Source organism: Acrocarpospora pleiomorpha, from assembly GCF_009687885.1.
Classification (GTDB): Bacteria; Actinomycetota; Actinomycetes; order Streptosporangiales; family Streptosporangiaceae; genus Acrocarpospora; species Acrocarpospora pleiomorpha.
On the sequence record NZ_BLAF01000006.1, the window covers coordinates 51,039 to 68,816 of the forward strand.

At 65.5% G+C, this 17,778-nt stretch carries 19 protein-coding genes and 1 pseudogene; 10 read left to right on the forward strand and 10 right to left on the reverse strand.

What is annotated here, in order from left to right:
- Positions 1-440: 440 nt before the first annotated feature.
- Together Aple_RS04455 and Aple_RS04460 are read right to left on the reverse strand one after the other, a co-directional pair.
- The gene (locus Aple_RS04455) at positions 441-812 is read right to left on the reverse strand and encodes a DUF6247 family protein (protein ID WP_155343174.1); all 372 of its coding nucleotides are present in this window, start codon (positions 810-812) and stop codon (positions 441-443) included.
- Between the two features lie 246 nt (positions 813-1,058).
- Positions 1,059-1,496 (reverse strand): hypothetical protein, encoded by a 438-nt coding sequence (locus tag Aple_RS04460; protein ID WP_155343175.1) that lies wholly within the window; start codon positions 1,494-1,496, stop codon positions 1,059-1,061.
- A 55-nt stretch (positions 1,497-1,551) separates the two neighbouring features.
- Here Aple_RS04460 and Aple_RS04465 point away from each other — a divergent pair, with 55 nt between their 5' ends.
- From Aple_RS04465 to Aple_RS04490, 6 genes are all read left to right on the forward strand, one after another.
- Positions 1,552-2,010, forward strand: coding sequence for an excisionase family DNA-binding protein (locus Aple_RS04465; RefSeq protein WP_155343176.1), 459 nt, complete (start codon positions 1,552-1,554; stop codon positions 2,008-2,010).
- A 2-nt stretch (positions 2,011-2,012) separates the two neighbouring features.
- Complete coding sequence (locus Aple_RS04470) at positions 2,013-2,564, forward strand: PIN domain-containing protein (RefSeq protein ID WP_155343177.1); 552 nt, start codon at positions 2,013-2,015, stop codon at positions 2,562-2,564.
- Positions 2,565-3,260: 696 nt separating this feature from the next.
- Positions 3,261-3,569, forward strand: a complete 309-nt coding sequence (locus tag Aple_RS04475) for a molecular chaperone GrpE (RefSeq protein WP_155343178.1) — start codon at positions 3,261-3,263, stop codon at positions 3,567-3,569.
- Positions 3,566-3,889 (forward strand): type II toxin-antitoxin system PemK/MazF family toxin, encoded by a 324-nt coding sequence (locus Aple_RS04480; RefSeq protein ID WP_246264134.1) that lies wholly within the window; start codon positions 3,566-3,568, stop codon positions 3,887-3,889. The genes Aple_RS04475 and Aple_RS04480 overlap by 4 nt, the downstream gene beginning before the upstream one ends.
- A gap of 885 nt (positions 3,890-4,774) precedes the next feature.
- Complete coding sequence (locus tag Aple_RS54240; protein ID WP_246264136.1) at positions 4,775-4,978, forward strand: hypothetical protein; 204 nt, start codon at positions 4,775-4,777, stop codon at positions 4,976-4,978.
- A gap of 163 nt (positions 4,979-5,141) precedes the next feature.
- Positions 5,142-5,498, forward strand: coding sequence for a helix-turn-helix domain-containing protein (locus Aple_RS04490; RefSeq protein ID WP_246264138.1), 357 nt, complete (start codon positions 5,142-5,144; stop codon positions 5,496-5,498).
- Positions 5,499-6,010: 512 nt separating this feature from the next.
- Here the strand turns inward: Aple_RS04490 and Aple_RS04495 are convergent.
- Positions 6,011-6,760, reverse strand: a complete 750-nt coding sequence (locus Aple_RS04495) for a hypothetical protein (protein WP_155343179.1) — start codon at positions 6,758-6,760, stop codon at positions 6,011-6,013.
- Between the two features lie 533 nt (positions 6,761-7,293).
- Here Aple_RS04495 and Aple_RS56175 point away from each other — a divergent pair.
- The 3 genes and pseudogenes from Aple_RS56175 to Aple_RS04510 all read left to right on the forward strand — a co-directional run.
- A pseudogene (locus tag Aple_RS56175) lies at positions 7,294-7,500 on the forward strand (transposase); the annotation flags it as partial.
- A gap of 895 nt (positions 7,501-8,395) precedes the next feature.
- Positions 8,396-8,602: an AbrB family transcriptional regulator gene (locus Aple_RS54245; protein ID WP_246264140.1), complete on the forward strand. Its 207-nt coding sequence runs from the start codon at positions 8,396-8,398 to the stop codon at positions 8,600-8,602.
- A 546-nt stretch (positions 8,603-9,148) separates the two neighbouring features.
- Positions 9,149-9,292, forward strand: a complete 144-nt coding sequence (locus Aple_RS04510; protein WP_155343180.1) for a hypothetical protein — start codon at positions 9,149-9,151, stop codon at positions 9,290-9,292.
- 4 nt (positions 9,293-9,296) lie between these two features.
- Here Aple_RS04510 and Aple_RS04515 read toward each other — a convergent pair whose 3' ends face one another.
- From Aple_RS04515 to Aple_RS04545, 7 genes are read right to left on the reverse strand one after another with little or no spacing between them, the layout of a single operon-like run.
- Positions 9,297-10,523 (reverse strand): TetR/AcrR family transcriptional regulator, encoded by a 1,227-nt coding sequence (locus Aple_RS04515; protein ID WP_155343181.1) that lies wholly within the window; start codon positions 10,521-10,523, stop codon positions 9,297-9,299.
- A gap of 60 nt (positions 10,524-10,583) precedes the next feature.
- Complete coding sequence (locus Aple_RS04520) at positions 10,584-11,456, reverse strand: SMP-30/gluconolactonase/LRE family protein (RefSeq protein ID WP_155343182.1); 873 nt, start codon at positions 11,454-11,456, stop codon at positions 10,584-10,586.
- A gap of 23 nt (positions 11,457-11,479) precedes the next feature.
- On the reverse strand, positions 11,480-13,066 hold the full coding sequence (locus Aple_RS04525) for an AMP-binding protein (protein ID WP_155343183.1): 1,587 nt from the start codon (positions 13,064-13,066) through the stop codon (positions 11,480-11,482).
- 9 nt (positions 13,067-13,075) lie between these two features.
- Positions 13,076-14,152: an acyl-CoA dehydrogenase family protein gene (locus Aple_RS04530; RefSeq protein ID WP_155343184.1), complete on the reverse strand. Its 1,077-nt coding sequence runs from the start codon at positions 14,150-14,152 to the stop codon at positions 13,076-13,078.
- Positions 14,145-15,302, reverse strand: a complete 1,158-nt coding sequence (locus Aple_RS04535; RefSeq protein ID WP_218038110.1) for an acyl-CoA dehydrogenase family protein — start codon at positions 15,300-15,302, stop codon at positions 14,145-14,147. Before Aple_RS04535 ends, Aple_RS04530 begins: the two co-directional genes overlap by 8 nt.
- A complete protein-coding gene (locus Aple_RS04540) occupies positions 15,299-16,072 on the reverse strand; it encodes an enoyl-CoA hydratase-related protein (RefSeq protein ID WP_155343185.1) in 774 nt (257 codons plus the stop codon). Before Aple_RS04540 ends, Aple_RS04535 begins: the two co-directional genes overlap by 4 nt.
- Positions 16,073-16,103: 31 nt before the next feature.
- Positions 16,104-17,081: an LLM class flavin-dependent oxidoreductase gene (locus Aple_RS04545; RefSeq protein ID WP_155343186.1), complete on the reverse strand. Its 978-nt coding sequence runs from the start codon at positions 17,079-17,081 to the stop codon at positions 16,104-16,106.
- Between the two features lie 209 nt (positions 17,082-17,290).
- Here Aple_RS04545 and Aple_RS04550 point away from each other — a divergent pair, with 209 nt between their 5' ends.
- Complete coding sequence (locus tag Aple_RS04550; protein WP_170321281.1) at positions 17,291-17,659, forward strand: Dabb family protein; 369 nt, start codon at positions 17,291-17,293, stop codon at positions 17,657-17,659.
- Positions 17,660-17,778: the final 119 nt, after the last annotated feature.

Here is a 17,778-nt window from a genome sequence, read left to right on the forward strand (position 1 = left end):
GGTGCAGGTCAGGGTGGGTCGAGTGACTGTGAGTTCCCGTGAGTGACTGCGGTTCCCCGCCTGTTCTGGCACGCATCTGGCACGGGAACTCGCTCGTCGTCCCCTTCAAGTTTTGGCGGGGATGGCTCGGGTTCGGCTTGTGTGGGCAGAGAGGGTGTCCCTCGTTGGCTCTGAGCCCTGATCGGTCAGCCGTGCCAGACTACTTGGATGATCTCTACCAACCGTCGGTACTCGACAATCAGGTACGTGATCATCCCCGCTCCGCCTTCGCCGAAGGTATGAGTCCTCATTGGGGCGTCAGGTCGTTCCCTCATGAATGGGTTGCCGTTCCAAGGGGCGACCTACAGAAATACGGTCGCCTCGTGGAATGGTACGAGTGCTTCGGCCGGTAGGGCCGCGATCTGCTCGTCTACCTGCTTGCTCTTGCCGACCGTATACATCTATAGGTCCAGCTTCACGCCGAGCTCAGCAGCCCGCTCGGCCAAGGCCTCACGTAGCGGCCGCCCTGGGACATACTCTCCGCTCTCGATCTGCTCTTGCACTCGAGTGGCATGCTCCAGAACCTCTTCGTATTCGCCCGTTGCCTTCATCCGGGCCATATGCCACCAGTGAGCGAGCAGATCATTTACAGGTGAGAGGTTCAGCTCCTCGGTGGCCTTGGCCATGGCCTGCTGGTAGTCCTTATCGAAGTCGCCGCGGTCGGCAGGAGGCAAGCACGCACGGATGTTACGAGGACTCCGATCACCGTTCAGCGACTCGACGACCTGATCAGGAGTCCGCGCTATGATCGGCTCGTACGGCTCAGCTGTCATGTCGCCACCTCCTGCTGAAAGCGCCCTAGCCGCTGATCAACTGGACGCGTGCGTACGCCTTCGAGCGTAGCGGCTTGCCCGCTCTCAATAGCGTGAAGTGCGGCTACGCATCCCCGGACGCCTCCTGACCGGAATGACGACCTCAGGTAGCGGGCCTGAAGCCCAAGAGTGATGGCGACTGACGACGGTCAGGCGGGCGCGATGGCTCCAGCCGACTAGGCCAAGATCAACCGTTCTGGCACGACGCTAGAAAACGCTCCACAAAAAGATCAAGGCCCGGGTCTCGAAACCATCGGTGACCTGGGCCTTAGCAATGAGAGCGGGTGACGGGAATCGAACCCGCGCTGTCAGCTTGGGAATCATCTGTTGACCTTGCTGCCCTGAGCTGGGAAAACAGGGGTGCAGGTCAGGGTGGGTCGAGTGACCGTGAGTTCCCGTGAGTGACTGCGGTTCCGCCTGTTCTGGCACGGGGAAACTCGCTCGTCGTCCATCGCTTGGCGGCAGCCGGTGGCGCTGCCTCCGATAACCGATCTTGTCGGTGGCGGCCAGTTGCACGGCGATCATGTGTTGGCCTCTCGCTTCGGCGTCCCCGGTCAAGCGCTCGGCAGCGCCGTCGACATGCCGCGAGGCCGTCAGGCAGCCCTCGATGCCATGCGGGCAAGTCAAGATCGACAGTGCAGTCATTGCGTTTATTTCGTTTGCTGCGGATAATGCGCCTACACCAGGGAAGGATAGACACATGGCAGGAACGCAGCTGGCAAGCTCGATCAAACCGGGCAGCCTTGACCAGAAGCAATCAGAGCGGGCGCTACGCCGCATCAAGGACTATCTGATGCGGCATCCAGAGGAGCAGAGCATCGAGGTTGCGGCGGAACTGGGCGGTGACGACGCCTTGGTCCTGCCGCGTGAAGCTGTGTCGATGCTGGCCTACATCCTTGCTCAAGTCGCTGAGGGGCGAGGCGTGCAGGTGATGCCGTCGCACGCGGAGCTGACGACGCAGCAGGCATCGGACATGCTAAATGTCTCGCGCCCGTATCTCATCGGCCTATTGGAGGCGGGCGCCATCCGGTACCGGTTGGTCGGCAGACATCGGCGAATCAGGCATGACGACCTTATGGAGTACAAGCGCCAAGACTCGGTCAAACGTAGAGCGGCAGCCGAGGAGCTGAGCGAACTGGGCCAGGAGTTGGGACTGTAGTCATGCCTTTTGTCGTGATCTACGATGCCAACGCCCTGTACGGCAACACGCAAAGGGATCTGTTGATCCGGCTGGCGCAATCGGGCTTGGTCCAGGCCAAGTGGACGCACGCGATTCTGGATGAGGTGCAGCGGAACCTCGCTGCAAACCTGCCAGACCTCGCTCCCGTCAAGCTGGAGCGGCTGCGCGAGCTGGTGATCGACGCCGTCCCCGACTGCATTGTCGAAGGGTACGAGCCGATCATTGAGGGTCTCAAACTGCCGGACTCTGATGACAGGCATGTGCTGGCCGCGGCCATAAAGGCGAATGCGCAGGTGATCGTGACGTCGAACCTGCGGGATTTCCCAGCCGAAACGCTGGCCACATGGGGCGTAGAAGCCAAAAGCCCGGACGACTTCGTGCTTGATCAGATCGGCATCGATGACCGTGTGGTTTGGGCTTGCGTGCAGCAGATCGCGGACTCGCGTACTCGCCCGCCACAGACCGTCTATGACGTGCTCGACGCCTTGGAGCGTGCCGGGCTCGTAGAAGCGGTTGCGGCCCTGCGCAGCTAAGCGAGGCGGCAGTCCCAGATGCTGCAGCCATTTTCCTTCGGGACTCCGTCCGTCGCCGCGCGGAGCCCCAATTCCGCCGAACGTCACCGACGGTTCCGAGGCTTCAGGCCCTGAGGCGTTTCGGCCCGTCCTCGGCACGACAATGGTCTGCGTGGAGCATGGCTTTGTGGACTGATAGCCCGTAGCCGGCCCGACGAAATCAACAAATCCGAATCCATCGGATGACCTGGGCCTTCGTAAGTGGAGCGGGTGACGGGAATCGAACCCGCGCTGTCAGCTTGGGAATCATCTACTGATCTGGGGGTCCTGAGCTGGGAAGACAGGGGTGCAGGCCAGGGCGGGTCGACTGCCCGTACGTCCCCGTGAATGATCTTGGTTCCCCCGCCTGTTCTGGCACGGATCTGGCACGCGATCGATTGCCCTGACTGAGGGCATCCAAGATTCGGCACGAGGTGCGCGTCACGACCGGCAGCCGGGACGAGGTTGACTGGATCTGTGCCCGTAGCGGGTACGACGATCAACCCCCGGCCTGATGGCGGGCACGGCCCGCCATCACCTCGCTAACCTGGCCTCTCGTGCAAGCGCAGCAGGTGGCGGATGTGGAATGCCTTCGGCGAGGGCGTTTCGACGCTCCTGTAGTGATGCAGCATTGTTTGCAGCATCCTTCGTTGCATCTATTGCTGTAAACTTGGCTGCATGAGTGTTCGCAAGAGTGTCCCGATGGGACCTGAGGATGTCACCACCCTCGAGCGCATGCACGCTCCCGTCAGCCCCGAGCGCCAGGCCCTGGCGCAGCTCATCGGTCAGGAGCTGGACGCCGACGCCTCAGACGCAGAGATCCTCGCCGCGTTGGTCCGTGCAGGACGGGATGCCGTCACTCAGCAGGTGGCAACCACCGGGTATGCGGCGTGGGCGGCCGAGATGGACGACGAGGATCGCGATTACCGCACCGCCCGCCGTGGCTGGGACCGCGGCAACGTGATGGATGGTGGAAAGCGAGCGTGAACGCTGCCCCAAACATCATCCCCGTCCGCGGCCGGGTCTATCGAGCTGATCTCGGTTTCGGGCCCAAGCCATGGCTCGTGGTCTCCAACAATGCCCGCAACAACGCCATCGATGATTGTCTGGTCGCGCGGATCACCACCACTCGCCGCGATCTGCCATCCTGGGCCGCCCTGCGCGCTGGTGACCCTCTCACCGGCTACGTCAACTGCGACGACCTCGGCCCTCTGTACCGAGACCAGATAGTCGCCGATCTAGGGGCGCTCTCGATGCCCACAATGGTGGACGTCGGCCGGGCGCTACAGCGCGCCTTGGCACTGTAACCTCGTTCATCAAGAGCCAGCCCGGCTCCTCCCAGGGAATCACGCAGATGAGGCTGCTCAGCGTCCTTACCTGCACTCCATGACCTGCACACACGGGTATCACCCTTGTCGCCGACCTAGGCATCTCGCCCCGGAACTTGGTGATGCGGATGGGCTGAACGCGCTCCTCCAGGAGGATGATGAGGGTGGCACTCTGACGCCAACCTCATGTGGCGTTCTGAGCCGAGAGCGACCAGGACCCATGTTCGGGATCATGTCCCGGACCTGGGCCTTTCAGCATGAGAGCGGGTGACGGGAATCGAACCCGCGCTGTCAGCTTGGGAATCACCTACTGGCCTTGCTGTCCTGAGCTGGGAAAACAGGGGTGCAGGTCAGGGCGGGTCGGCTGGCCGTACGTCTCCGCGAGTGACCGCGGTTCCCCGTCTGTTCTGGCACGCATCTGGCACGGGAACTCGCTCGTCGTCCATCGCTTGGCCGCAGCCGGTAGCGCTGCCTCTGCTGAGGCTCCTGTTGTGCACGTCAAGCGGATGGATGTGGAGGCGGACTACCACCAGGCCTATCTCGTGGACGAGGGGGTGTCGCATGGGCGGGTTTGACGAGGTGCCGAGCCGTCCTGTGGGGAGACAGGCAGTGCTCTCCTGATTGTGGGCCTTCAGTGGGGGACGGTGGAGTTCACGGTGGCTGTCGCCGATCGGGATCCGGGTGCTGACCTCGATGGCTATGAAGACATCGTCGAGATCGGCTACGAATCCCCGTCGGGCGTCAGACCCGGAGCGGTTCAGTTGCTGATCTAGGACAGCGACCAGGAGCGAGGCGCGAACGCGGGGTCAGGCTTGGAGTTCATCCCGCCACGAGTTACCATTGAGTGTATATATCATTGAGGGTATGTCTCAGTGGGAGATCGATCTAGAGCCGGAGGTGGAGTCTTGGCTGGACGGGCTCTCCTTTCCGCTCTACCAGCGGGTCATGCGGAACGTAGACGACTACCTCGTCACTGGCGGCATCCCCGATGGAGATCGCGTGAAGAAGCTGAAGGATGCCGAAGGTGTACACGAGCTGCGCGTTGCTCTCGACCGCACGACCTGGTGATTGACCTTCTGAAGCCATCCAACAAAGTGATCGTGGTCCTTACGGTCTTCCGCAAGACACAGGATGGGACGCAGGCCGCCGACATCAACCGAGCGATCGCTGCTAAGAAGCGATGCGAGGCAGAGCACGACCTCACCATCACGCACGTGTTCGAGAGGAGCGCATGATGGGTCACAGCCGTTGGGAAGCCTACAAGGCGAAGCGTCTGCGCCAGATGGAAGCGGATGCGCAGCCTCACCCTGAATACGAGCAGGCGGGCCGTGACCTGGAGCTCGGCGATCAGTTGCGTGAGATCCGTAGGCGCCGAGGCTTGTCTCAGAAGGTCGTAGCGGAGCGCGCCGGGATGTCTCAACCTGCTCTATCCCGCATCGAGGGCGGGGGCGGCATACCAGACATAGCCACGCTTGTGCGCCTCGGTGCAGCTATGGGGGTTCGGTTCCGCGTCGAACTCGTTGTCGACGATGACACCACTGAAATCGAGCCTCTAACGGTGCATCACCGACAGCTCGCGAACGCATAGCTTGAAGGCAGCCGCTTCGAGACTCGGTCCGTCAACTTCTACTGCTGTTCCGCAGCGGCGAGTTTCAGTAGGCGATGGATTCTGCTCCGAGATCCTCAGTGTCATGAGGACCATGGAACATATAGCTCGTATCTCCCCAAATTTCTGATGAACTTATCGATGCCTGGCTTATAGAGGCTTTCGAACTCCTGTTGCACGGCTGGAGCGTATTACTGAGCGGCTAGAGAACAGGAAGTCTCAACACCGAGGCTCTGGAAGGGTTGCGGCAGATCATCTCAGTGGCGAATGACCTTTTGGGATCATCGGCACGATCGCTGCATCTGGATCGTGGAGTGTCGTCGCAACTACGCTTAGCGCGTGGTCGACGTTAGTAGCCCTTTTTACGTTCCATTGAGATGTCCGGCGAGAGCTGCGACTCTAGCCCCAGGCGACGGTTCCATTAGCTGGGCCTTTTATCGGAAATCTGTGCAGGTGGCCAAAGTCTCTCGGCTCGCCCGAATTGAGTTCGCATTCTAATTTTCCGATTCGAGCTCCTTGTAGATCGTGTCACGAGCGAGCCCTGTGAGCTTTGATATTCTACGAATGTTGGTCTCGCCGTTGCGATACATATCTACGGCAATTCGCTTCCGGATTTTCGTTGAGGAATCTGCCAAACGTGCCTCGACGGCGGCAGCAGCGAGATTTCCGATGTTGACGGCTTTAGGGTCAGTGAAGTTGTCTCTTGGATCGCTCGGTATTACTATCCCCTGTAGTTCGAAGACGTCGGCGAACACATGTTTGAACACGTCCTCGGCTGTCAGGTGCCGTTCGTTCAAATCCACGTTCAGCTTTCGTCCCAAGTATGACCTGAGCACCTGCATGTAAGCAGCTAACGCTCGATCGGACTCTTCGTAGAACCATGACTTTCTCGCGGATCCACGAGTGCCGACTTCCCATAGTCGCCTTGTCTTCTTTATTTCTTTCTGAAGGAACTCCTCAACCGTGAGATCCTTTGTCTCGCCATTCATGTACCAAGACCGGGTGACGGCCATCTTCTCACCGGGTCTAACCTCCGTTTCTGTCGCTATTGAATATATGCGCAAAATAGCGCTACCTCGTTCGCCGCCTAGGACCATGCTGTCTATCGACACGGATCGGGCCCCACGAATTGCCTCGGCTAGATCTGTGGAGAGATCGTTATAGTTCCTTGCGCTCTGAACCCTTGCTCGAAGCAGATCCAGGTTGGACTCGGCATTGCCATGATGAACATCTGCGTTGGACATCTTGAAATCGTATCCCCATGTCGAGAACTCGACATGTCGTTTCTCGACACAATGACCGAGTCGGGTGGAAGAATAATGTAATTGGGATGGCAAGTTTCTACCGTAGGCCGACAAACACACAACCCTGCGCCTGGATGGAGGCTTTGGCGGATCCGCTTCTCCGCGGTGCTGCACATAGGGTGCTACCGACCACACCCAATCATCACAACGAAAGGAGGATGGCGTGTCCAGATACGTACCTGACTGGCGGTTTGAGGCGGTCAGGCAGACTGGGCGGACGGTGCAGATCACGATTCGAAGCACGAGCTACACCGTCCGCCTCTGCGTCCTGCTTCTAACTCTCGCGATGGTCGTCTCAGTACTGCCCGTCGCCTGCAGGACGATCACAGGGTAGTTCCTTTTGATAGACGTCGGAGGCTCATCCAGGGGTAGCCCGCCTGGGTGGGTCTCCGGCACCCATCGAGCATGAGTCCTGTCCGCGCCGGCCAGCGTCTATAGCGGCGGCAGCGGGCTGGCTTTATCACCTGACTGCCTGCAGAGCCGGCTACGGGCAGTGCGGCGAAGAGCGCACCCGCGAGTGGGACACCCGGGCGGGAATGATCGAGCTGGCGATCCCGAAGCTGCGGCAGATCTCGTATTTCCCAGGACCGGCTGCTGGAATGCCGCCGCCGCGCGGAGCAGGCGCTGATCAGCGTGGGCGCCGACAGTACCTGCTCGGGGTCTCAACCCGGCGGGTGGACGGATCTCGTCGGGCAACTCGGCATCACCGGCCCGGACCGTCAATGTCCGCTGCCTGGTCGTCACTGCGCAACGCGATCACGGTGCCGGTCTCAAGAACCTCATAGCTCGGATGAGGCATGACAACGTCCGTGTTGCGATGACCCTATCAGCATGCCGTACGACGTGCGGACAAGGTCATCACAGCGGCGATCGACAAGTACCATCGGCCACGATCAGCTTCGCGAGGTTGACGAGGACGATCCGCCCGGGATGCTGGTTCCCCCCGACTGATCCACAAGGCCAATGCCATGTTGATGGCACGCAGAGAGCAAGCAACCTAACAAGATCAAATCACAGGTCCCGAATCCATTGGTTGACCTGGGCGTACACACGTGGAGCGGGTGACGGGAATCGAACCCGCGCTGTCAGCTTGGGAATCGGATACTGATCTTGCCGTCCTGAGCTGGGAAAACAGGGACGCAGGTCAGCGCGGGTCGACTGCCCGTGTGTCCCCGTGAATGACCTTGGTGCCCCGCCTGTTCTGGCACGGATCTGGCACGCGATCAATCGTCCTGACTGTGGCGTCCAAGGTTCGGCACAAGGTGCGCGTCACGACCGCCCGCCGGGACGAGGTTGACTGGATCCGTGCTGTCAGTGCGTAGCAGGCCTGGCCTGCCCATCTGGTCGTCTTGGGATCAAGACGGAGGGTCCGAGCATATGCGTAGGTGATTACCTGAGCGGGTAGAGTCGGATTGTCGGAGAATCTGAATGTGTGATGGGGGCGGATCATGGCGACGCTCACAGGCAAGGTACAGCCGGAGCCGCGGTTGAAGGCTCGCGCAAAGGTTCGCGCGAAGTCGCAGCTCACCTTGCCAGAGGAGGTCCGCCAGGCACCACATCGGTGAGGGCGACGAAGTGGAGTTCGCGGTCCTGGACGATGGCACCATCACTGTGCGGGGTTACATCTCCATTCCCACTGACCAGGCCTGGTTCTTCGCTCCGGAGTGGCTGGCGGGGGAGCGGGAGGCGGACGAGGACATCAGGCTTGGGCGAGGGAGCAAGCACGAGTCCGCGGAGGATATGTTCGCTCACCTGGACAAGCTGGGGGCGGCGGACGACTGATGCCGACCTTCGAGACCACGCCGCGATTCGAGCGAGACTGGAAGAAACTTCCCGAGCCGCGACTGGCTCTGTTCCGCAAGGTCGTGATGGAGGCGTTCGTTCCTGATCTGGCCGCTCCAGAGCGTCCCTTCCGTCCAGGGCTGCGGGTGAAAGGCGTCACCGCCCATCCCGGCGTCTTCGAGATGACTTGGGACGGTGACGGGCGGGCCACTTTCAGCTACGGAGAGGAACAGATCCCTGGCGAACCCCACGTAGTGTGGCGGCGGATCGGAACTCATTCGATATTCACGCCCCCACCCGGCCCATAAGGTTGTCACTTATGCGCGAAGTCGCTTCCGTGTTCAGGAACTGTCCCTTGGCCCAGAATTGTTGCGGCAGGTGAGGCGATCGGTCTCATCGACCATCCCTATCAGCACCACGATCAACCGGCGTTAGCTGGCGTTCACTCGGCGGAACCTATCAGCACATCCGCGTTCCATCACCGGACCCGGCAACTGGTACCGGCGGACCGTATCGCTGGGCTTGAACGGGAGCTGGGAGTTCCCGATGACGGCGTCGGTGGTGATCGATCGCGCCGGGCTCGTCCGGCTCGCGGACGTGGCTCCCGACTGGCTTCGGCGCACCGAGCCGGAGCCGATCTTCGACGCGGTTCGCGAGGTGGTTGCGGGTCGACCGCCAGCCCGGGGCTGAACGGCTACCCCGTGCTCGGACTCCCGGCCGGGAGTCCGAGCGTCGCCAGCGCGGCGGCGGTGAGCTCGGCGGGGAAGATCGGGAAGCGCTGCAGGCGCTGGATGCGGGCGCAGTCGTCGATGACCGTCTTGGTGGTCTTGACCAGCGACGTCGCGACCGTGTCCGGCAGATCGGGCCGCGCGACCGACAGCCAGCGCTGCCACTCGGAGACGTAGTCGGCCTCGATCCGATCGAACCGCTCCCGCGCGGCGTCCGGCAGGTAGGGCCGTTCGGTGAGCCAGACGGCGAGCAGCTCGCTCGCTTCGATCGCGACGCGGACGTAGCCCCGCACGATCGACGGCAACACCTGCTCGTCGGGGCACGGGGTTCGCATCGCGCGGGTCATCTCCAGCGCGCGCCACTCGTGGAGGCGGTTCACGGCGGCCACGAGGAGATCGGCCTTGTTGTCGAAGTAGCGGTAGAGCGCCGGGCCGACGATCCCGAGCTGGCCGCCGACGTCGTCGTTGCCGACCCCGCCGAACCCCTTGTCGCGGAAGGCCCGTGCCGCGGCCCAGATGAGCTGCTCGCGGCGCGCGGCTGGCGTCCGGTCGACCTGTTCGGCCGCGGACGGGTCCGGCACGGGTACGTCCGCGGGTGGGCCGTCGATGACCCGCCGGGCCGCCGCGATGAGTTCGCCGGCCAGGCGCGCGCGAGGCAGCGGGCTGTCGTAGAGGCCGTGCCCGGAGATGATGCTGACGAGGACCCAGCTACGGATGTCGACGACGGTGGAGCTGAGGTCGGCGCGGTCGTGCTTGAGGAACAGCTCGCCGAGTGTCGCGGCGATCCACCGGGTCTGCCGCCTGACCAGCCGGTAGTCGTCCGTGGTGAGGTGGCGTGCGTCGCGCTGCCACAGCGGCGACAACCTGCGACTGTCGAGCGCGGCGTTGGTGACGGCCGTGAGGTCAGCGTCGGACTGGCGAGAGCCGACCGGTTGCTCGGCGAGGGCGGTGAGGACGTCGATGACGTGCTGCTGGTTCTCCCGCACGACGTGCGCGAGCAGGGCCTGCTTGTTCTCGTAGTGGCGGTATAGCGCCCGGGCGGTGATGCCGCTCGCCTCCGCGATGTCGTCCATGCGGACGGCGTGGAATCCGCGGACGCTGAAGAGCTCACCGGCGTGCCGGGCGATCTCGGCCCGCCGGTTGCTTGGACGGGACTTCCGGGTAGGCGATGACTCCGCGGCGACAGTATCCACCGGCCGTTCGCCTCCTCTCCGCCTACCCGGCCATCGTATCCACCGGAAGCCCGGGGGCGTTCACACGCCCGACGAACCCGGCGATCCGTTGCGTCCGACGACGGCGGCCGCAACGACCGCCTTCGACTGGCCCCGGACGAACTCCTCGACCGTGGTGATGTTGCAGCTCATGTAGAGCGTGCCGAGGTCGTCACCGCCGAACGCGCACGCGGTGGCCTGGGCTCCGGTGACCGGCACCTTGTCGGTGATCTCGCCGTCCTCGACGACCCGATAGAAGCCGCTGTCCTCGCCCATGGTGAGGGCGTTGCCGAACCAGACGCCGCCGTCGCTGTCGAGCGCGATGCCGTCGGGGTTGAATGACTCCGCGAGCTGTGCCCAGGTCCGCTGGTTCGCGGGCCGCCCGTCGGGCCCGATGTCGTAGGCGGTGATGCGATGGCGGAACGTCTCGGCCACGAGCAGCGTCCCGTCCCCGGTGACGGCCATGCCGTTGGGGAAGAGCACGTCGCCCTCGACGCGGTGGACCGTGCCGTCGGGGTCGATGTGGGCCAGCGCCGTCGGCTTCGGGTCCTCGGCGCCGATGGCGAACCCGAAGTTGCCCGCGTAGCCGTGCCCGTCGGCGGTGACGAGCAGGTCGTTGCCGAGGCCGCCGGCGATCGAGCTGAAGTCGGCGTAGGTGCTGAGCGCGCCGTCCGGGGCGATGTGCGTGACCGTCGCGTCGGCCTGCGAGACCACGAGCGTCGATCCGTCGGCGAGGAACCCGAGGCCCGACGGCGAGCCGGGGATCTCCGCGACCGTCGTCGCCGTCCCGTCGGCGGCGAAGGTCAGTACCTTCTTGCTGAAGAAGTCGCTGGCCCAGAGCGCGCCGTCGTGCCAGCGCAGGCCCTCCAAGAACTGGTGGCCCGAGGCGAACTCGGTGAGGGAGTGCAGCTTCATCGTCGAACTCCGATCGGTGGGGGTCAGTGGACGGCGGTCGCGTGGGTCAGTTCGCGGAGCCGGAACTTCTGGACCTTGCCGCTCGCGTTGCGCGGCATCTCGTCGAGCAGCAGGAGACGTTCGGGGAGCTTCTGGCGGGCCATCCGCCGGACGGTGAGCCACTCGATTACCTCGGGCAGCGTGATCGACGCGCCGGGTTCGGGGACGATGACCGCGCACACGAGCTCGCCGAGCACGGGGTCGGGTGTGGAGACGACGGCGGCGTCGGCGATCGCGGGGTGCTCGAACAGCTGGTCCTCGATCTCCTTGGCGCTGATGTTCTCCCCGCCGCGGATGATGATGTCCTTCTGCCTGCCGACGATCTCGACATAGCCGTCGTCGTCGATGCGGGCGAGGTCGCCGGTGTGCAGCCAGCCGTCGTCGGTGAACGCGTCGGCGTTGAGCGAGCTGTCGAGGTAGCCGAGGAACATCTCCGGCCCGCGGACCTGCAGCTCGCCGTCGGCTGCCACCCGTACTCGCGCGGCGCCGATGGTGCGCCCGTCGGTCTGCGCGCGCTTGGCCACGGCGTCGGCCGAGTTGGAGGCCGTCGCCGTGGGGTACTCGGTGGAGCCGTAGCCGCGGCTGACCGTGCAGCCCAGCGCCGCGGTCGCCGCCCTGATCAGCTCCGGTGGGACATCGGCGCCACCGCAGGCGAAGATGCGCATCGAGCTCGTGTCGAACTCCGATATCCGCGGATGGTGCACGATGCCGTGCAGGAACGGGGTCGCGGCCACCGTGAAGCTGCAGCGGTGTTGCTGGATGAGCTCCAGGGCCCGCTCCGGCTTCCAGATGTCGAGCAGCACCACCGACGTGCCGAGCATGAACGGCAGCTGCATGCCGTAGAGCACCCCGATGATGTGCCCGACGGGCGAGGGCATGAAGACGGTGCTGGACGTGGTGAGCCCGAAGAACTCGATGATGCTGCGGTTCTCGTAGTCGAGGGTGTTGTGGCTGTGCAGCGCGCCCTTGGGCGCCGAGGTCGTGCCCGAGGTGTAGAGCAGCAGCACGACATCGTCGGCGGTGCGCCCGCCGTGGTCGCCCGGCTCGCTGCTGCCGTCGTCGAGCAGATCGGCGAAACCGACGTGGCCGGCGCCGGCCGGCCCGTCCACCACGACGACGGTCTCCAGCGCGGGGAGCTCACCGCGGATGTCGTCGATCATCGACGGGTAGTCAAAGCCGCGGAACTCGTGCGGGACGACGACGACCTTCGATGCGGCCTGCCGCAGGATGAACGACGTCTCCTGGTGGCGGTAGATCGGGATGATCGGGTTGCTCACGGCCCCGAGCCGGATCGTCGCCAGGTGGACGATGATCGCCTCGGCCCAGTTCGGGAGCATCCATGACACCACGTCGCCGCGGCCGACCCCGCGCCCCCGCAGCGCGGAGGCAAGGCGGTTGACGTCGGCGTCGAGCTCGCGGTAAGTGCGCGACCCCGACCGGTCCACGACCGCGACGGCGTCCGGTGTCCGGGCGGTCGCGGTGGACAGGTAGCCGTCGACCAGGTTCCCCGCCCAGAAACCGGCCTCCCTGTTCCGCCGGATCTGCTCATCGTCGAGCCTCGTCGCTCTCACGTCTGCCTCTCAGACTCGGTTCAGGACGGCTGCGCCGATGCGCCGCCGGAGCTCGGTCGCGTCGCCATACCAGCTCCGCAGGGCCAGCGTGCGCAGGTAGTACGCGCTGACGTCGGTCTCCGTCGTGAAGCCCATGCCGCCGTGCAACTGGACCGCGTCCTCGCAGACGCGCACGGCGACGTCCGCGGCGTGCGCCTTCGCGGTCCACGCCAGGACCTCCAGCTCGGCCGCCGAGGCCTCGACCGCGTCGGAGAGCGCCGCGGTGCACAGGTTGCGCAGGCTCGTGGCCTGCGCATACATGTCGGCGGCGATGTGCTTGATCGCCTGGAAGCTTCCGATCGGACGCCCGAACTGCTCCCGCTGCCCGATGTGGGTGACGGTGCGGTCGACGGCGTGCCCGGCCAGGCCGCTGAGCTCGCAGGCGATGAGCAGCCGCGCCCACGAACGGATGCCGGCTACGAGCTCTCCGCTGTCGGCGGGGGTCGTGACGCTGGCGCGGACGTCGCCGAGCGTGACGCGCGCGAACGCGGTGGCCGGGTCGGAGCTGTCGACGTCCTCGACGCGGACGCCGGCCGCGGCCGGGTCGACGAGGCACACGACCTCGCCGTCGTCCGTCGCGGCGACGACTACGAGCAGGCTCGCCTGCCCGGCGAAGCGGACGGCTTCGACCGTGCCGGAGAGCCGCTGCTCGCGCAGCGTCACCGAACCGATGTCGGCGGCCCAGTCGTCGGTGACGCCGGGGTCGACGAGGGCGACTGGCACCCCCGTCTCGACGGCCGCCGCGAGTGCAGGTGCGCTCTCCCAGTGCTCGTGTAGCACCGCGGGGAGCAGGGTGTTCTCCAGCGTCGGCCCGACGACCAGGTGCCGCCCAAGCGCCATGAAGACTGGCCCCAGCGCTGGCAGCGGCGCGCCGAGGCCGCCGTGCTGCTCGGGCACCGCGAGGCCGTGCCAGCCGAGCCCGGCCAGCTCGGCGGCCAGACCCGCGTTCCAGCCTCCCGTGGTGAGGACCGCGCGGCGCCGGTCGCCGTCGTAGGCGCGGCTGAGGTATTCGTCGACGGCGCTGCCGTACTCCTCGTCGTCAGACACGGGGCAGCCCCAGCAGTCGCTCGGCGATGATTGTGCGTTGGATCTGCGACGAGCCGCCGTAGATGGAGGCCGCGCGGGAGTAGAGATGCTCGTGGGTCCACCGCTGCGCCGCGAGCCCCCGCGGCCGTGCACCCGGCACCGCGCGCAACGGTCCGAGCAGGCCGGCGATCTCGGCGAAGACGGTCTGTTCGGCGTCGGTGAGCAGCAGCTTGTCGACCGAGTCCATCGGGGTGGGGCCCGTGCCGGCTACCAGGCGGGCGGTGGTCTGCCGGGTCTGGGCGTCGAGGACCCGCATTGCGATGTGCGCGTGACCCACGGCGGCCGCAGCCCGGCTGTCGCTCGACGGCCCCGCCTTCGCCCGCAGCTGCTCGACTGCCTCGTCCAACGCCACCTCGCATTCCACGCGGCGGCGCAGCGTGGCGCCGGCGCGTTCGCTGCCCAGCGTGTGGGTGGCGATCGCCCAGCCCCCGTTGACCTCACCCAGCAGGTTGCGGCGGGGCACCCGGACGTCGTCGAAGAAGACCTCGCAGAACTCCCGGTCGCCGGTCATCTGCGTGATCGGCCGGGTGGTGATGCCCGGGCTCGTCATGTCGACGAGCAGGTAGCTGATGCCGGCCTGCTTGCGCACCGAGGTGTCGGTGCGTACCAGCAGGGCACACCGCTGCGACAGGTGCGCCCAACTCGTCCAGATCTTCTGGCCGGAGACGACGAACTCGTCGCCGTCGGCCACCGCCCGGGTCCGTAGCGACGCCAGGTCGGAGCCGGCGTTCGGCTCCGAGAACCCCTGGCACCAGATGTCGTCGCCGGACAGGAGCCGCGGCAGCAGCTCGCGCCGCTGCCAGTCGCTGCCGTATCGGTCGATCGACGGACCGACGACCTCCAGTCCGATCATCCCGATGGGCTGAGGCGCGCCCGCCCGCACGAGCTCCTCGACGAACACCAGGTGGTGGAGGTGGCTCAGCTCCTGGCCGCCGGCCTCCTTCGACCAGGCGATGCCGACCCAGCCCGCCTCGAAGAGCGTCCTCTGCCACTGCCGCAGGGTCGCGAAGCGGCCGTCGAGATCGAGCGGCACCGCCGGGATGTCGGTGGCGGCGAGCCAAGTCCTGGCCCGCGCGCGGAACGCGTCGAGCGATTCCATCGGCACGGTCACCGCCCCGTGTAGACGGGTGCGCGGCGCTCGAGGAACGCGTTGACCGCCTCTTTCGAGTCCGCGTACCCCGACAGCTCCCGGGTCAGGCTCTGCTCGAACTCGTAGCCGGGCTTGAGCTCCATGTACTCGATGCCGTTGAGGCTGCGCTTGGCGAGCTCGAGCGTCACCGGGCTGTGCCGGGCGATCGAGCGCGCCAGCGCGTGCGCCGAGTCGAGCAGCTGCTCCTCCGGGACGATCTCCACGATCCCGCCGTAGGGCAGCAGCTTCTCGGCCGGGTAGAGGTCGCCGGTGTAGTGCATCAACCGCACCACACCCTGCGGCACCAGCCGGGACAGGTGCTTCGCCCCGCCCAGCACCCCTACGTTGACCTCGGGCGTGGCGAACCGTGCGCCCTCGGCGGCCACGACCAGATCGCACGACGCCGCGATGGCCAGCCCGGACCCGACCGCGACGCCGTGCACCGCGGCGATGACCGGCAGCGGTGAGTCGTAGATGGCCCAGAACGCCTCGCGGGCGAGCTTCAGCCGCGTTGGGGCGTTGTCGGGGTCCATGGTCTGGAACTCACCGAGGTCGTTGCCCGCGCAGAAATGCTTGCCCCGGCCGGCCAGCACAACCACCCTCGCGTCGGGCAGGTAGTCGGTCACGTGGCCGAAGAACTGCCGGACCTCGCTGTAGAGCTGCTGATCTGTCGCGTTGACCGGCGGCCGGTTCAGCCACACCGTGGCCACCGGCCCGTCAACCTGCCACTCGATAAACGTCAGGTCTTCCATCGCCGTCGGCGATCCTTCCCTTCTGGTCCGATCAGCTGGCGTAGGCGGCCGCGAACGCCTCGAGCTCGCGGGGAATGGCGGGGCCGGCCGGCTGGTAGTGCACGTAGCCGAAGCCGCCTTCCTTGAGGGCGTCCAGCCTGGTACGCCACTCCTTCTGCGTGAGCGCCACGCCCGTGGCGGTCATCACCTCGGAGGTGATAAAGGGCCGGTCGACGTCGTTGACGCCGACGACGTGGCGGTCGTGCAGCGCGATGTGGCGGACGTTCTCGGGAATGTGGTCGTAGGCGGCGGCCCACACGTGGCCGCTTTCACCCAGCAGCTCGTCGATGACGCCGTGCTCCACCGCCCAGTGCAGGTACAGGCCTGCGGCGTGGCCTGCCGCGTCGACCACGCGTTCCGATCCTGGGTGCTCGCCGTCGTCGAGCACGGTGCCTGCGAACACAATCGACTGCGGTTCGAACCCCGGCTCGGGGACCGCGAGCCGGATGAGCTCGGCGCCGAGACCGCGCGCGACCTTGGTGCCCTTGGGGCCTTCGCCTGCCACGCCCCACGGCACTGTGATCGGAAGGGCGGGGCCGAAGCGCTCGTCGGGGTGGATCAGCTGCATGATCGCCCCCTCCCACTCGACCTGGTCACCGCGGAGGAGGGCCTGCACGGTGCGGGCGTAGTGCTCGACCTGCGCCCACGGAACCGGCGGGCGACCCATGGCCAACCTGCCGGTGAATCCGCTGCCGACACCGACGAACACCCGCTGCTCGCCGGCGGTGTGCACCAGCGTCGTGATCGCCGACGCCGTGACCATCGGATGCCGCAGGCTCGGGATCAGCACCCCGGGGCCGAGCACGATCCGTTCTGTCAGCTCCGCCGCGCGGTTCAGCACCATCCACACGTCGGGATAGAGCGCGGGGGAGTCGTAGCAGAGCGCTCGCTCGTAGCCGAGGGCTTCGGCGATGCGGATGTGCTCTGGGGTCTCCAGCGACGTTGCGAAGGCGCAACCCAGCTTCATCATCAGGCCTCTCCTCGTTGTGGTCGGCACGGCTCCCGGACCGGCGCGACACAGCACAAGCTAGGGTCGTCGGCCGAATTATGTCAATGGTCAATCACAAATATCCGGCTTGGGATCGATGGACTTGTCGGCCACCGGTAAGGCGATTGCTAGAGATCAACGTTGCAAATGCTGACGAGTTCGCGGGGAGGTCTACCGATCGGCGGCGCGTCATGTCTATCATCGATCACATACTTGAACGCAAGTGGCGGATTGCGGCAGAGCTGCCGCATGAGGAGGTCGCGATGCTGATCCACTGTGTGACGCTCAAATTCAGGGACTCGGCGAGCGCGGCCGATATCGAGACGTTCGCGCAGGCGGTCGCCGCCCTGCCCGGCCGACTCGACTTCCCGATCCGCACAAGGCAGGGGCGCGACCTCGGCGAACGTCCGGCGAACGCCGACTACGCCATCGTCACGGAGTTCGAGACCCTCGAGGACTTCAACGCCTACCTCGTCCATCCTGCGCATCTTGCGCTGCCCCGCGAGCCGGTCGAGTCCATGCAGAGCGTGCAGTTCAGGGTGAAGGTGCCGGATGCCTGACCCGACTGGCTCAGAGGTAGCCGCACAGGGGCGGCCGTCGAAGTCAACGGTGCCGGGGGAGACTTCCGAGATGGAACTCCGGCACTTGCGCGCGTTCGTCGCGTCGCCGAGGAGCTCGG